At 63.4% G+C, this 13,700-nt stretch carries 13 protein-coding genes and 1 pseudogene; 11 read left to right on the top strand and 3 right to left on the bottom strand.

Annotated elements, in window-relative coordinates; all coding sequences use genetic code 11:
* The first annotated feature begins 694 nt into the window (after positions 1-694).
* On the top strand, positions 695-943 hold the full coding sequence (locus LC039_RS19870; RefSeq protein ID WP_226627676.1) for a ParB N-terminal domain-containing protein: 249 nt from the start codon (positions 695-697) through the stop codon (positions 941-943).
* Positions 944-1,087: 144 nt separating this feature from the next.
* On the opposite strand, the gene LC039_RS19865 is transcribed toward LC039_RS19870, so the two are convergent.
* Positions 1,088-2,005, bottom strand: coding sequence for a LysR family transcriptional regulator (locus LC039_RS19865; protein ID WP_226627674.1), 918 nt, complete (start codon positions 2,003-2,005; stop codon positions 1,088-1,090).
* Positions 2,006-2,137: 132 nt separating this feature from the next.
* On the opposite strand from LC039_RS19865, the gene LC039_RS19860 reads away from it, so the two are divergent.
* Positions 2,138-2,818, top strand: a complete 681-nt coding sequence (locus tag LC039_RS19860) for a type 1 glutamine amidotransferase domain-containing protein (protein WP_226627673.1) — start codon at positions 2,138-2,140, stop codon at positions 2,816-2,818.
* A 49-nt stretch (positions 2,819-2,867) separates the two neighbouring features.
* Here the strand turns inward: LC039_RS19860 and LC039_RS19855 are convergent, their stop codons facing one another.
* Complete coding sequence (locus LC039_RS19855) at positions 2,868-3,980, bottom strand: zinc-binding dehydrogenase (RefSeq protein WP_226627671.1); 1,113 nt, start codon at positions 3,978-3,980, stop codon at positions 2,868-2,870.
* 229 nt (positions 3,981-4,209) lie between these two features.
* On the opposite strand from LC039_RS19855, the pseudogene LC039_RS19850 reads away from it, so the two are divergent.
* Positions 4,210-4,589, top strand: a pseudogene (locus tag LC039_RS19850) (transposase); the annotation flags it as partial.
* A gap of 483 nt (positions 4,590-5,072) precedes the next feature.
* Here the strand turns inward: LC039_RS19850 and LC039_RS19845 are convergent.
* Positions 5,073-6,245, bottom strand: a complete 1,173-nt coding sequence (locus LC039_RS19845) for an IS5 family transposase (protein WP_226627913.1) — start codon at positions 6,243-6,245, stop codon at positions 5,073-5,075.
* A 359-nt stretch (positions 6,246-6,604) separates the two neighbouring features.
* Here LC039_RS19845 and rfbC point away from each other — a divergent pair, with 359 nt between their 5' ends.
* The 8 genes from rfbC to LC039_RS19805 all read left to right on the top strand — a co-directional run bounded on the left by rfbC (position 6,605) and on the right by LC039_RS19805 (position 13,672).
* Positions 6,605-7,168 carry a dTDP-4-dehydrorhamnose 3,5-epimerase gene (rfbC, locus tag LC039_RS19840; protein WP_226627670.1) on the top strand — a complete coding sequence of 188 codons (564 nt, stop codon included), beginning with the start codon at positions 6,605-6,607 and terminating at the stop codon, positions 7,166-7,168.
* Between the two features lie 7 nt (positions 7,169-7,175).
* The gene (rfbB, locus tag LC039_RS19835) at positions 7,176-8,222 is read left to right on the top strand and encodes a dTDP-glucose 4,6-dehydratase (protein ID WP_226627668.1); all 1,047 of its coding nucleotides are present in this window, start codon (positions 7,176-7,178) and stop codon (positions 8,220-8,222) included.
* Between the two features lie 2 nt (positions 8,223-8,224).
* Positions 8,225-9,103: a glucose-1-phosphate thymidylyltransferase RfbA gene (gene rfbA, locus LC039_RS19830; RefSeq protein WP_226627666.1), complete on the top strand. Its 879-nt coding sequence runs from the start codon at positions 8,225-8,227 to the stop codon at positions 9,101-9,103.
* A gap of 177 nt (positions 9,104-9,280) precedes the next feature.
* Positions 9,281-10,069 carry a 3-deoxy-manno-octulosonate cytidylyltransferase gene (locus tag LC039_RS19825; RefSeq protein WP_226627665.1) on the top strand — a complete coding sequence of 263 codons (789 nt, stop codon included), beginning with the start codon at positions 9,281-9,283 and terminating at the stop codon, positions 10,067-10,069.
* Complete coding sequence (kdsA, locus tag LC039_RS19820) at positions 10,066-10,887, top strand: 3-deoxy-8-phosphooctulonate synthase (RefSeq protein ID WP_226627663.1); 822 nt, start codon at positions 10,066-10,068, stop codon at positions 10,885-10,887. Before LC039_RS19825 ends, kdsA begins: the two co-directional genes overlap by 4 nt.
* Before the next feature lie 45 nt (positions 10,888-10,932).
* A complete protein-coding gene (locus LC039_RS19815; protein WP_226627661.1) occupies positions 10,933-12,306 on the top strand; it encodes a phosphomannomutase in 1,374 nt (457 codons plus the stop codon).
* A gap of 291 nt (positions 12,307-12,597) precedes the next feature.
* Positions 12,598-12,759 carry a hypothetical protein gene (locus LC039_RS19810; protein ID WP_226627660.1) on the top strand — a complete coding sequence of 54 codons (162 nt, stop codon included), beginning with the start codon at positions 12,598-12,600 and terminating at the stop codon, positions 12,757-12,759.
* Between the two features lie 118 nt (positions 12,760-12,877).
* Positions 12,878-13,672 (top strand): hypothetical protein, encoded by a 795-nt coding sequence (locus LC039_RS19805; protein WP_226627658.1) that lies wholly within the window; start codon positions 12,878-12,880, stop codon positions 13,670-13,672.
* Positions 13,673-13,700: the final 28 nt, after the last annotated feature.

The raw sequence follows: 13,700 nt of genomic DNA, 5'->3' as shown, positions 1-13,700 counted from the left end.
CGCAGGTTCAGCGACGGCCCAATCCGAAAAGCTTGGCGCTCGATCGGCTACTGGCGAACAGGCGGAACGCGGGACCGCAGTGGCAATTTGATGTTCCGCGGACCGTTTCGGGGTGCGGCAGCTCCAGGGTCTGCCTCTAATCGCAAGGCTGGCGTTTCCGCGCCTTTGCGACGCAAGTTGAAGATGAGGCAGGTCGCCTTGGTAGCCACAGCGAACGTTAGAAAAGTCCGCATCGGCGCTGCGGCAAGGCGCAGCGAATGGTGGGTTGTGGCTCCCGGGTTTGGTGCGGCCTTGAACGACCGCTATCGTGATCTGCGCTGCGGCGCAGAACCCTGCTTGCTGCGGCTGCGAGTAATTCCTTCGTCATACTGCGATTGCACCAGCTAATCGCCGAATGGCCGGAAAGTCCGCACCACTGCCGCCCCATGCTCTTGGCGTGAAGGTCCGCTTCGCCGCATACGCATCTCGGGGCGAAGGTCGCGTTTGGGCTCAAGTAGCCAAACGGCCCTGTCCAAAAAAAACTGGGTGGGTCGGCTCAGCGCAGGCAAGGGACGCCGAGATAGCGGCGTGACACTGGTCGCATGCAAAGTGCGTATTGCGTTTGGTGGCCCGCCCGATGACTTGGACATCATTGACACGCGCCCCAGCTTCGACAGGACTCGCGCCTGATGCCAATCTGCCCCATGCTCCACCGATGTTGGAAAAGCATACCGTTGCGATCAGCGACAATAGGGTTTCGCTCAAGCAAAAAATGACGCTCTGCGAGGACAAAGTCCGCAAGCTCGCCGAGAGCATTTTGGAGGACGGGCACACCACCCCAATTCAGCTCCAGCCTGACGGATACGGCTACGTGGTGATCGAAGGTCTCCACCGACTAGAGGCGCTTCGGGTGCTGGGAGAGGAGTCCGTGCTGGCCCATTTCGTGCGCGCTCGGCTACACTGAGCCGCACAACACTACGGGCCGCGCCAGGAGTCCCTGACAGTCAGGTCTTGGGGATTACCCGGGTGGCGAGGTGGTAGACGCGGTCAGACGTTGCTCACGACCGGGACGGCAGGCAGGCGCAACGAGCTGCCAATGACTTTGTGGTCACGTGTCTCGGCTCCTCTCCTTTTTTCCAAATGCAATATGGTTCAGAAGGTCTCGCAGCCAGATGTGGCGCGCGTCGCTCCGGTCATGTGGGTGCCAGGCGACCTGGGTCGGGAATGTTCCCAGGTTCAGTGGGACCGGCATGTCCCGAAGCCCGTGAGGTTCGGCGATCAGGGCCGCGATACGCGCAGGGACAGTGGCGATGCCTCCGATGCGAGCGACTGTCGGCGCTGCCGTCATGAAATGGGAGACGATCACTGCGGTGTTCCGGCGCAGGCCTGTGTCGGCGGTTAGTTTGTGCAATCCGGTGCGCCATTTTCCGGGCGGCGCCACCACCACATGCGGAAGCCGCTCATAAAGGTCGCGATCCAGGGTCGCGACGTCTGCCAAAGCCTCGGGGGCTACGATGCAGCGGAATCCGTCATTGAACAGTTCCGAGACGACCAGGTCCTCCGGTGGAGGGGAGAACCGTCCGATGGCGAGATCGAAGCTTTGCCCGGCAAGGGAGCGCGGATCCAGGTCCGGGCCGATCGGGGCGATTTCGAGCTCGGCCTCGGGGGCGTGACGCGCGAAGGCGGCGGCCAGAGGCGGGGCGAGCACGACCTCTGCGTAAGGACCCAGCAACAGCCGGAAGCGCCGCGTGCTTTGGGCGGGGTCGAAAGGCTCGGCGGCACGGAACGCCCGTTCGAGCCGGTTCAGCCCGGCCGCGACGTCCGGCGCGATCTGCAACGCTTTCTCGGTCGGCTCGACGCCATATCTGGCGCGCAAGAAAAGCTCATCCCCCAAGGCGACGCGCAGCCGCGCAAGTGCCGCGCTGACAGTGCTTTGCGACTGGCCGAGGCGTCGCGCCGCAGCAGTGACATTGCGTTCTTCCATCACGGCGTGGAAGACGCGAAGAAGAGATATGTCCGGGGTCATGTGTCCAGCTTACCGATATCTGACATGCTGCGCATCAATTTCTCGATTTGCAAATTCGTCCCATATCACTGCGGAGACGTTCCTGCAGTGACCCTCGCGGGACGTTCCGAGACAACGCAAGGAGACATGAAAATGGCACGTATTTTGATCCTGTCCACTGCGGCCGATGTCCTTGGCGATACCGGCAACCCCACCGGCGTTTGGTACGAAGAGTTGGCGAGTCCGTATTACGCTTTCCTTGATGCGGGCCATGAGGTCACGCTGGTGACGCTTGGCGGAAAACCTGTTCCCATTGACCCGAATTCCGACGTGACTGGTGAGGAGGCCCCGGCCTCGGTCACAAGGTTCCGCGCAGATACGGAGGCAACGGCGCTTCTGTCCAACCCCGGCCGCCTCGAGGACGAGGACGTCACAACCTACGACGCGCTCTACATACCGGGCGGCCACGGCGCGATGTGCGACCTTGCGGAAAGCGCGCTTGCAGCCAAGGTCATTGGCAAGGCTTGGGATAGCGGCAAGGTCGTCGCCTCGGTCTGTCATGGTCCGGCGGCCTTTGCCAAAGTCGTGGATGCGAATGGCGATCCCATCGTGAAGGGCCGCAAGGTCACGGCCTTCACGGACAGCGAGGAAGAGGCCGTGGGGCTGGTGGAGGCAGTGCCGTTCCTGCTGGAGACGAAGCTGCGCGAGCTGGGGGCTGACTTCGAGAGCGTCGGCGACTGGCAGCCTCATGCCGTGTCCGATGGCCGGCTGGTGACGGGGCAGAACCCGGCTTCGTCGGAGGCGGCGGCGAAGAAGGTCCTCGAGCTTCTGTAACCTTATGTGGCGCTGCCCGGCGACGGGCGGCGCCTCTCTGCCCTGCGGGTCAGGCCCAGGGCGTGACGAGGTATTTCTCGCCCGTGCGCATGGCGCGGTAGTCCAGCACGGCGTCCTTGGTCAGCATTTCCTCCAACGTGACGCGAGATTTGTAGCTGCTGGCAAAGGTGCTGGTGAGGTTGTCACGTACGCGCTGACGCATCCGGCCCATGGGCTCCTGCCCAATCGACTGCAGGAATGGGAACAGAAGCCAGCCAGATAAGGTCCAGCCGAACCCGTAGCTGGGTGTCAGGATGGTAGGGCTGGTGTCGAGGCGGCCGTAGATGAACATGCGTTTCGGCTGGTTCGATCCGTAGCGCGAATACTCGGCCATATGCTCCCTTGCGACCCTCTCCATCGCCCGAAATGCGGTATCGACCAGCGTACCGCCTCCCACGGGATCGAAGCCGTAGAAGGCGCCTGTCTCACGAATTGCGTCGGTCAGCTTGTCCATGAAATCGTCTTCGGAAGAGTTGACCACATGCTCGGAGCCAAGCCCCTTCAGCAGCTCCACCTGATCGCTCTTTCTCACGATGTTCACCAGCCCGATGCCATCCTCTGCGCAGATGCGCGTCAGCATCTGGCCGAGGTTCGAGGCCCCGACAGTGTGCAAGATGGCGTTCTGTCCGTCGGCCCTGGCAGTCTCCACAAAGCCGAGGGCGGTCATCGGGTTGACGAAGGCGCTGGCGCCTTCTTCGGCGGAATGCTCGCCCAGCGGGAGGCACATGTCCGCGTCGGAGAGGCAATACTGGCTGTAGGCGTTGCCCGGGACGCAGGAGACGCGCTGCCCTACCAGCGCCTGCGCAGCAGCACTGTCGCCAGCGGCGATCACCGTGCCTGCGCCTTCGTTACCAGCGGGCAATTTCAAACCGTGACGGGCCTTCGATGCGGCATTTGCTGCATCGGGCACCCGGGCCACGAACTTGCCCGGCGTGTAATCCGCGTTCTCCATGTCGGCGCCGCCGACGAGAATGGCTAGGTCCGAGGGATTGATCGGTGCGGCTTCCATCCGCACCAGCACCTGGTTGTGGGTGGGGTCGGCAAATGAAACGTCTTCAAGCGCGACGGTCAGCGTGCCGTCGGCCTCGAGCGTGGTGAACAGCTGTTTTCCGGTGGTGGCCATGCAGGCGCCTCCTTCGCGTTTCATCGGGTGATGTGGATATAGGGCCAATTCCGACGCATCCAAAAATTCTGCATCCGGCACAACATAGGTAGTCGGAGCGACTGGAAAGGGCTCCGAGTGCGCTTGCGGCGGTGAAGCGTGCCGTACCCATGGCGAGCAGCTGCTGACCTGCTCCCCTGAAAAGTCCGCGTTTTGAAGTTAGCCTGTTCTCCAAACGAGGAGACAGACAATGCGGAAAAGCCGTTTCAGCGAAGAGCAGATCATTGGCATCCTGAAAGAGCACCAGGCCGGGATAGGCGCCAAGGAGCTCTGCCGGAAGCATGGCATCAGTGAGGGCACATTCTACAAGTGGCGCTCGAAGTATGGCGGCATGGAGGTGTCGGAGGCCAAACGGCTGAAGACCTTGGAGGCTGAGAACGCGAAGCTCAAGAAGATGCTCGCGGAGCAGATGCTGGATGTGGCCACGCTCAAGGAGATGCTGGGAAAAAACTTCTGAAGCCCGGTGCAAGGCGACGAGCAGTGGACTGGGCCATGACAGAGAAGAGCTACAACCAGCGGCGGGCCTGTGCCTTGGCCGGGATTGATCCGCGTGTCTATCGGCGTGGATCACACGAGCCTCGACGGGCTCACCCCGTGGGAGTATCACCAACGGTCAGTAGAGGACCAAACCCTGAACAGAGCGAACTAATAACCGCGGACTCTATGGGGAGCAGGTCAGCGCATATGGGAATCCAGAGCAGGGTATGGCGGACGCCGCATGGCGGCCTGAAACGCATGATGCGCGTCGGTGTGTGCGAAGTGTCGAAACATTGTCATTCGTGTGTGAAGTGTCGAAGCCGTTTCACGGCGAGGAACATGTCCCTTCGCTGAGCAAGGGCGTGCAGGTGAAAAGCTGTCAGCCATCAGAGGGTTGTGCGCGCCGCATGCCTTGCTAGGAGAATCCGGGAACACCAGGTCTTTCGCTTCATGCACTCGACGCACGTCGTGCTAACAGGCCGCTGAAAAACGCCCGCGTGAGGGATGGTTTCCCTCGACGCGGATGCTGGGTGGGGCTGGAGCATGCGCAGGCAGACCTGACTGCGGCTTCCCCGGTCAGGCCGCCAGCAGTTTCGGCAGCCTTGCGAGATTGCAGGCCGCCATTGTCAGCGTAAAGCGGGCGCGCACGCGCTCTATGCCGCGATACATGGTCTGTGTCAGGCCGCCGACGGTCTTGGCCCAGCCGAAGGGTTCCTCGATCTTCTTTCGGCATCGCTGGGATTTGGCATAGCCGGGATGTCGGGTGGTCAGACCGTCGATGGCAGAATGGCGGGACTTCTGGGCGACATGCGGCGTCACCACCATCTGGCGCAGTTCGGCGACGAAGTCGGCGCTGTCGTAGCCACGATCCGCTGCCAGGGTCAGACGCCGCGTCGATCCGGGCGAGTGCCGATGGAGCATGTCGATGGCGGCACGGCGCTCGGCGTGCCCGTCAGCTTGCGTGAGGTCGGCCTGCACGATCAGGCCGGAACGGTTCTCCATCAGGCTATGCCCCATGAAGCATAGCACCGCGCCAGCGCCGGGCGACTTCTTGAACAGCCGGGCCTCGGGATCAGTCATCGACGCGTGCGTCGCGTTCGACCGACGTTCGCCACGAAAATCGACTTCGGCATTGCGGCTGCGGCGCGCGGGACGGGGCATGGGTTTGGGCTCGGCAGTGGATTGGTCAGGAGACGATGTTGGCGATACACGGTCATCTGGCGGATCACCCGGATCGTCGTCCCGGTCGGGCATCGCACTGTCCTTCGGCTGGAAGCTCTTCATGGATGCCCAGGCCTTCACCAGCGTTCCGTCGACCGAGAAATGATCGTCGGACAGCAGCGGCGCGACCTCGCGATGCGCCAGGATGGCGGCCATGATCTTGCGGGACATGTCCGTGCTCAGCAGCCGGTCGCGGTTCTTCGTGAACACCGTGGGGACCCACACCGCGTCATCTATTCCGAGGCCTACGAACCACCGGAACAGCAAGTTGTAGTCCATCTGCTCCACGAGCTGCCGCTCGGATCGTATTGAGTAGAGGATTTGCAACAGGCTGGCGCGGATCAAGCGTTCCGGCGCAATGGAAGGACGGCCTTCACCCGCATAAAGTCGATCGAACTCGGCATCCAGTGAACGCAGGGCATCGTTGACGACGGATCTGATCTTGCGCAGCGGATGCCGGGACGGGATGCGCTCCTCAAGATCGATATAGCTGAACAGTGACCCCGTCACCTCGTCCGATCCGCGCATCGCCACCTCCGTCATACCATGGTGGCGATGAATCATGTTCCTCGATGCGCGTCGAGACCGGAGTTTTTCAGCAGCCTGCTAAGTGAAATGCTGTACGACATAGACGCCGTCGATCTTTTGTTTGCTCACCAGCTCAATGAGCAGCCTGCCTACCTAAGACGCTTCTCGAACCTTGCAGTAATGGCCGTGCGATGGAGCGCGAGCCAGCGCGAATGTGCATGTTTCCGTTGGAGGTTAGTGGGGAGACTTTTCTGAACATGCCAAGAAGACACGCTGTTCATTTTGTTGGGAGCGGTACGGGAAACAGGATCGGAGTTGTGTTAGTCACTCGGTGTTTTCTGATTTGAAGGGCGCGACGGGTGAAAATCGAACCGACGAAACTGCAGGGCGTTATGGTTCTGACCCCGCGCCGGTTCGGCGACCACCGCGGATTTTTTTCTGAAAGCTACAGCCGCAAGGCCTTCGCCGAGGCGGGCATCGACATCGCGTTCGTGCAGGACAACCACTCGTTGTCGGCTAAAGTGGGCACCGTGCGCGGGCTGCATTTTCAAGCGCCGCCGCATGCGCAGGCCAAGCTGGTGCGCTGCGGCAAGGGTCGGCTCTTCGATGTCGCCGTCGACATCCGCAAAGGCTCGCCCACCTATGGCCAATGGGTCGGCGAGGAGCTGAGCTTCGAGAACGGCCGTCAGCTGATGATCCCGGCAGGCTTTCTGCACGGCTTTACCACGCTCGAGCCGGACACCGAGATCATCTACAAATGCACCGATTACTACGCCCCCGAGTGCGACGGTGCGGTGCGCTTCGACGATCCGGACATCGGCATCGACTGGGGCGTGGACCTTTCGGACGCTGTGCTGTCGGAGAAGGACGCCGCCGCGCCCTTCCTGAAGGATTTCAACAGCCCGTTCACCTTTGAAGGATAAGACCCAGATGAAACTGCTGATCACCGGCGGCGCCGGCTTCATCGGATCGGCCGTGGTGCGGCTGGCGGTGGCGCGCGGTCATGAGGTGGTGAACCTCGACGCGCTGACCTATGCCGCATGCCTCGACAACGTGGCCGAAGCCGCCGACAGCCCGGCCTATGCCTTCGAGCAGGCCGACATCCGCGACCGCGCGGCGCTCGACCGGGTGTTTGCGGCGCACACCCCCGACGCGGTGATGCATCTCGCCGCCGAGAGCCATGTCGACCGCTCGATCGACGGGCCGGGCGATTTCATCGAGACCAATATCACCGGCACCTTCAATATGCTGGAAGCCGCGCGGGCCTATTGGACCCAGCAGGGCAAGCCCGAGAGCTTCCGATTCCACCATATTTCCACCGATGAGGTCTTCGGCTCGCTGCCCGCCGACTCGGAGGTCCAGTTCACCGAAGACACGCCCTATGATCCGCGCTCGCCCTATTCGGCCTCCAAGGCCAGCTCGGACCATCTGGTGCGCGCCTGGCACGAGACCTACGGGCTGCCGGTGGTGCTGACCAACTGCAGCAACAACTACGGACCCTATCATTTCCCGGAAAAACTCATTCCGGTGGTGATCCTGAACGCGCTGGCCGGAAAGCCGCTGCCGATCTACGGCACGGGCGAGAACATCCGCGACTGGCTCTACGTCGAGGATCACGCCGACGCGCTGCTGCTGGTGGTGGAGAAGGGCGCGCTGGGGCGCAGCTACAACATCGGCGGCGAGAACGAGCGCAGCAACCTCGAGCTGGTGAAAACGCTCTGCGCCATTCTTGATAGCAAACGCCCGAAGGAGAGCGGCTCCTACGCCGATCAGATTTGCTTCGTCACCGACCGCCCGGGCCATGATGCGCGTTACGCGATCGACCCGAGCCGCATCAGGGACGAGCTGGGCTGGCGCCCCTCGGTGACGGTCGAGGAGGGCCTCGAGAAGACCGTGGAATGGTATCTCAACAACGAGGCTTGGTGGCGCCCGCTGCAGGCGCGGCACGGCGTCGGGCAGCGGCTGGGGAAGGGGTAAACATGGCACAGCAACGCAAGGGCATCATTCTCGCCGGCGGCTCGGGCACGCGGCTCTATCCGATCACCATCGGCGTGTCGAAACAGCTGCTGCCGGTCTATGACAAGCCGATGATCTACTATCCGCTGAGCGTTCTGATGCTGGCCGGGATCCGCGAGATCTGCCTGATCACCACGCCGCAGGATCAGGCGCAGTTCCAGCGCACGCTGGGCGATGGCAGCCAATGGGGCATTTCGCTGACCTATGTGGTGCAGCCCAGCCCCGACGGGCTGGCGCAGGCCTATCTGCTGGCCGAAGACTTCCTTGATGGCGCGCCCTCGGCGCTGGTGCTGGGCGACAATATCTTCTTCGGCCACGGGCTGCCGGACATGATGGCCGAGGCCGATGCGCGAGAGAGCGGCGGCACGGTCTTCGGCTATCACGTGGCTGATCCCGAGCGCTACGGCGTGGTGGATTTCGACGAGGATTTCCGCGCCACCTCGATCATCGAAAAACCCGCGGTGCCGCCGTCGAACTACGCGGTGACCGGGCTCTACTTCCTCGACGGCACGGCCCCCGAGCGGGCGCGTCAGGTGCAGCCCTCGCCGCGCGGCGAGTTGGAGATCACCACGCTTCTGGAGATGTATCTGCACGAGGGCGCGCTCGACGTGAAGCGCATGGGCCGCGGCTATGCTTGGCTCGACACCGGCACGCATGGCTCTCTGCTGGACGCGGGCAACTTCGTGCGCACGCTCACCGAGCGCCAGGGCCAGCAGGTGGGCAGCCCCGATGAGATCGCCTTCCAGATGGGCTGGCTCGACCGCGCAGCGCTGGCGGCACGCGCCGAAAAATTCCGCAAGAACGGCTATGGTGCCTATCTTGAGGCGCTGCTGAGCTCATGACTTGCGGCCGCATCATCCCGCAAAGCAACTCAAACGGCGGTTTCGGTTGATCCGCCGCCTGCGCCCGGGCTATCCAGCAGGAAATTTCTCGAGGCGGGTGGTCCCGATGCGTCAATCTTACTCCGCCGCCCTCCGGGCGGTCTTTTCCGTACAACTGCGCTGCGCCGGGGCGCGGCCATGAGCGCTGTCATCTTCATCCCCGCCCGCTACGCCTCGTCGCGTTACCCTGGTAAACCGCTGGTCGAGCTGACCGGCGCCAATGGCGAGAAGAAATCGCTGATCGAGCGCGCCTGGGACGCGGCGCAGAGCGTCAAAGGTGTCTCGGCGGTTTATGTGCTGACCGATGATGACCGCATCGCCGAGGCGGCGCGCGGCTTTGGCGCCGAGGTGCTGATGACCTCGGAGACGGCGCGCAACGGCACCGAACGCTGCGCCGAGGGCGTGGCGCAGCTGGAGAAGGCGCCGGACATCATCATCAACCTGCAGGGCGACGCGCCGCTGACCCCGCCGTGGTTCATCGAGGCGCTGATCGAGGCCATGCAGAACCCGGCGGTCGAAATGGCCACCCCGGTGCTGAAGACCGATCCCGAGACGCTGGCCAATTTCGTCTCGGACCGTCACGCGGGCCGGGTGGGGGGCACCACCGCGGTGATGCGCAGCGATGGCACGGCGCTCTATTTCTCCAAAGAAGTGCTGCCCTATGTGGGCAACCTCGAAACCCCGCCCGAGGTTTGGCATCATGTGGGGGTCTACGGCTATCGCCCCGACGCGCTGGCCCGTTACGCCACCTGGCCCGAGGGTCCGCTGGAGCGCGCCGAGGGACTCGAGCAGCTGCGGTTTTTGGAGAACGGCACGCCGGTCACCTGCGTTGCGGTCGAGGCGCGCGGCCGGGTGTTCTGGGAGCTCAACAACCCCGTCGACGTGGCCCGCATCGAGGCCGTGCTGCAAAAGGAAGGCATCGCATGAAACCCGTAACGGTCAAAGACGTCACCTTTGCCAATGACGCGCCGCTGGCGCTGATCGCCGGGCCCTGCCAGCTCGAAAGCCTCGATCACGCGCGCATGCTGGCCGAAAAGATCGCCGCCGTCGCCGAGGCCGCGCGCACGCCTTGGGTGTTCAAGGGCAGTTTCGACAAGGCCAACCGCTCGTCGCTCTCGGGCAAGCGCGGGCTCGGCATGGAGGCGGGCCTCACGATCCTGTCGCAGATCGGCGCCGAGTTCGGCGTGCCGGTGCTCACCGACATCCACACCGCCGAGCAATGCGCCGCGGTGGCGCAGGCGGTGGACATCCTGCAGATCCCCGCGTTCCTGTCGCGCCAGACCGATCTGCTGCTGGCCGCAGGCGAGACCGGGGCGGCGATCAACGTCAAGAAGGGCCAGTTCCTCGCGCCCTGGGACATGGCCAATGTGGCCGCCAAGATCGCCAGCACCGGCAACGAGCGCTTGCTGCTCTGCGAGCGCGGCGCGAGCTTTGGCTACAATATGCTGGTCTCGGACATGCGCAGCCTGCCGATCATGGCGGAGACCGGCTACCCGGTGGTCTTTGACGCGACCCATTCGGTGCAGCTGCCGGGCGGGCAGGGCAGTTCCTCGGGCGGCCAGCGGCAGTTCGTGCCGACGCTGGCCCGTGCCGCCGTCGCCGTCGGCTGCGCCGCGGTCTTCATTGAAACCCATGAGGATCCAGACAACGCCCCCTCGGACGGTCCCAATATGGTGCCGATCGATCAGTTGGGCGGCCTGCTGGCCAAGCTGCGCGCGCTCGACGAGATCGCCAAGGTAGGCTGAGGCGCGGCCCCTGGCTGCCGGGCATCGGACATGGAGAGGTTGAAGATGGCAGCCAAATTTGGAACCAGCGGCCTGCGCGGCCTGGTGGTAGAGTTGACGCGCGAGCTGGTGGCGGATCACGTGCGCGCCTTTGCCAGCGCCTGCGATCACGGCGGCACGCTCTGCGTCGGGCAGGACCTGCGCCCCTCCAGCCCGCGCATCGCCGGTGACATCATCGCTGCCGCCCGCGCCGAAGGGCTGCGGGTGATCGACTGCGGCGCGCTGCCGACCCCGGCGCTGGCGCTGGCCGCGCTGGAGATGGGCGCCGGGGCGATCATGGTCACCGGCAGTCACATCCCCGCCGACCGCAACGGGCTGAAGTTCTACACCCGCTCCGGCGAGATCACCAAGGCCGACGAGGCGGCGATCTCGGCGGCGCTCGGGCGCCCGGCGGGCAGCGCGGAAGGCACGCTGGAGCAGGACCCGCAGGCCGCCGCCCGTTTCGTCGCGCGCTACACCGGCACGCTCGGGAGCACGGCGCTGGCGGGCAAGCGCATCGGCCTTTATGCCCATTCCGCCGTCGGCCGCGACGATCTGCGGGCGATGCTGGAAGGCCTCGGCGCCGAGGTCCTGGAACTGGGCCGCTCCGAGCATTTCATCCCCGTCGACACCGAGGCGGTGGACCCCGAGACCCGCGCGCAGATCAAGGCCTGGGTCGCCGAGCATGGGCTCGACGCGCTGGTGTCGACCGATGGCGACAGCGACCGGCCGCTGCTGGCCGATGAGACCGGCACAATCGTGCCCGGCGACATCATGGGCCAGATCACCGCCGAAGCGCTGGGGGCGGAGGCCGTAGTCACCCCGATCTCTTCGAACTCCGGCGTCACCCGCAAGGGCTTTGGCAAGGTGCTGACCACCCGCATCGGCTCGCCCTTCGTCATCGCCGGTATGGAAGAGCTGGGCGGCAAGGTGGTGGGCTATGAGGCCAACGGCGGCTTTCTGCTGGGGTTCGAGGCCGCCGGGCCCGACGGCACTCTGGCGCCGCTGCCCACGCGCGATTGCATGCTGCCGCTGATCACGGTGCTGATCGCCGCCGGGAAGGGCCCGGTCTCGGCCCGCGTCGCCGCCGAGCCGCCGGTGGTCACCATGGCCGACCGGCTGCAGGAGGTGCCGCAAGAGGCCTCGCAGCCCTTCGTGGCGAAGCTGCGCGAGGATGCCGGCGCGCGGGCGGAGTTCCTGTCGCAGCTCAGCGCCGCGGAGGCCGCCTGCGATCTCACCGACGGTGTGCGCATGACGCTGCCCGATGGCCGCATCGTCCATGTGCGCCCCTCGGGCAACGCGCCGGAACTGCGGCTCTACGTCGAGGCCTCGGACAGGGCCGGAGCCGAGGAGTTGATGGAGCGCGGGCTGGTAGAACTGCGCTGCGCCGTCCTAGGATAAAGATGTGGCAGACCCGATTTCATGGCTAAGCATTTTGCTTTGCCATGGGGCTCTCAGGCTTCCTGGGATGGCGCTGATTTGTCTGGCTCAGGTCGTGAATTCACGCCGGACCGCAAAGTCTGACTTTCTATTCTACGTAAGTCAGTTCTGGAGCTCGACGAGCTTGGCCTCGAAGGCCTTAGGCAGGCATTCGGTAGTCCCGGTGTTCGCGGGGCGACGCATTGAGGCGCAGCCTTAACCTTTCATTCAGCAATTCATTTGTATGATGTGCCGAGAGAAAGGAGTGCCATGATGACGAAAACTGTGTCTTTGGGCGACGTAGTGACGGACTACATCAGCCGGTACGGACTTACCGAAAAGGCGCGGAGTTTTTTTCTTGAGCGCGTGGAGGAAGTGGCTTTTTCGGAGGGCTTGCGGCGCGCCGAAGAGCAGGAGAATCTCTCTTCAAAGTGATGAAGAAGTCCGCTCCTTTGCCGAAACTGGCCGGCAAATTTGTCGTTTTCGGGAGAGACGGTGGTGCCAAAGCTGCGTAGGATTTCTTTGGCTGACAGATGGCCAAAGGAGGCTTCGCATGACGTCTTCTCTGAACTCATCAGAGCATATTCAGTATATGGCCCGCGCAGCGATCAAAGAGTGTCCGTTTGCCGACGAAGGGGCAATCGCCGGCCTGCGGTATCGAGATACGCCATATTGGCATTCTCTTCTCAAATGTAGACGCCTTGGGATTCATCGGCCGGACGGCCGGACCTGCAACTGGACTGCTCGTATTCTGACCAAGGACAAGCGCTACATTCAAAAATGTTTAGGACCCGCCTTAAACCTTGGACGCGGGCAGGTTACCTTTGCTCTTGCTGTGGAGCGTGCCTTCGCGTGGTTCGCACAGGCTGATGTGCAGAGAATCTCGAATGAACCGAAGCCAACCGGCAGGACCCGAGAAATCAGCATATGCCCCATCGGGGATGTTTACACGGTGGGCCATGCTCTTCGCGACTACACAGACTGGACTCGCTTGGCGCGCTCTCCTGGCGGCCATTACAACAACCTTATCCTTATCAACTACCATTTGGTTCCGAGCTTTGCGCATCTGCCCCTCGAAGACTTTGACGCAACTGACGTACTCGCTCTCGCCAAACAGGTGATCGAAACGCCGCCACGTTTTGGCTTTATGCCATACTCATCGCGCGAAGAGGTGCAGGAAGTGTCCGTCGATGTGCTGCGCAGACGAAAGAGGACGTTCAACTCGCTGCTCAGCATCTTGCGGATGGCCTTTCGGCACGCGTGGGACAGCAGTCGCATCCAGTCGGAGCGACCTTGGCGCTGCCTCGGTGAGCCAGCCCCTTTGAAGTGGTCCACCCACGAAGCGTGAAATCGGATAGGATTTCGGCGAACAGGAG

The sequence above is a fragment of the Alloyangia pacifica genome (assembly GCF_020524285.1).
GTDB classification, from domain to species: domain Bacteria; phylum Pseudomonadota; class Alphaproteobacteria; order Rhodobacterales; family Rhodobacteraceae; genus Salipiger; species Salipiger pacificus_B.
This window is presented reverse-complemented; position numbering and strand designations above follow the sequence as displayed.

What these genes read in the sequence shown, in the direction of transcription:
- rfbA (WP_226627666.1), top strand. Translation starts at nt 8,225, where the DNA reads ATGGCACAGCAACGCAAGGGCATCATTCTCGCCGGCGGCTCGGGCACG.
- LC039_RS19870 (WP_226627676.1), top strand. Translation starts at nt 695, where the DNA reads ATGTTGGAAAAGCATACCGTTGCGATCAGCGACAATAGGGTTTCGCTC.
- LC039_RS19810 (WP_226627660.1), top strand. Translation starts at nt 12,598, where the DNA reads ATGACGAAAACTGTGTCTTTGGGCGACGTAGTGACGGACTACATCAGC.
- rfbB (WP_226627668.1), top strand. Translation starts at nt 7,176, where the DNA reads ATGAAACTGCTGATCACCGGCGGCGCCGGCTTCATCGGATCGGCCGTG.
- LC039_RS19860 (WP_226627673.1), top strand. Translation starts at nt 2,138, where the DNA reads ATGGCACGTATTTTGATCCTGTCCACTGCGGCCGATGTCCTTGGCGAT.
- LC039_RS19825 (WP_226627665.1), top strand. Translation starts at nt 9,281, where the DNA reads ATGAGCGCTGTCATCTTCATCCCCGCCCGCTACGCCTCGTCGCGTTAC.
- LC039_RS19805 (WP_226627658.1), top strand. Translation starts at nt 12,878, where the DNA reads ATGACGTCTTCTCTGAACTCATCAGAGCATATTCAGTATATGGCCCGC.
- LC039_RS19855 (WP_226627671.1), bottom strand. Translation starts at nt 3,980, where the DNA reads ATGGCCACCACCGGAAAACAGCTGTTCACCACGCTCGAGGCCGACGGC.
- LC039_RS19865 (WP_226627674.1), bottom strand. Translation starts at nt 2,005, where the DNA reads ATGACCCCGGACATATCTCTTCTTCGCGTCTTCCACGCCGTGATGGAA.
- LC039_RS19845 (WP_226627913.1), bottom strand. Translation starts at nt 6,245, where the DNA reads ATGCGCGGATCGGACGAGGTGACGGGGTCACTGTTCAGCTATATCGAT.
- LC039_RS19815 (WP_226627661.1), top strand. Translation starts at nt 10,933, where the DNA reads ATGGCAGCCAAATTTGGAACCAGCGGCCTGCGCGGCCTGGTGGTAGAG.
- kdsA (WP_226627663.1), top strand. Translation starts at nt 10,066, where the DNA reads ATGAAACCCGTAACGGTCAAAGACGTCACCTTTGCCAATGACGCGCCG.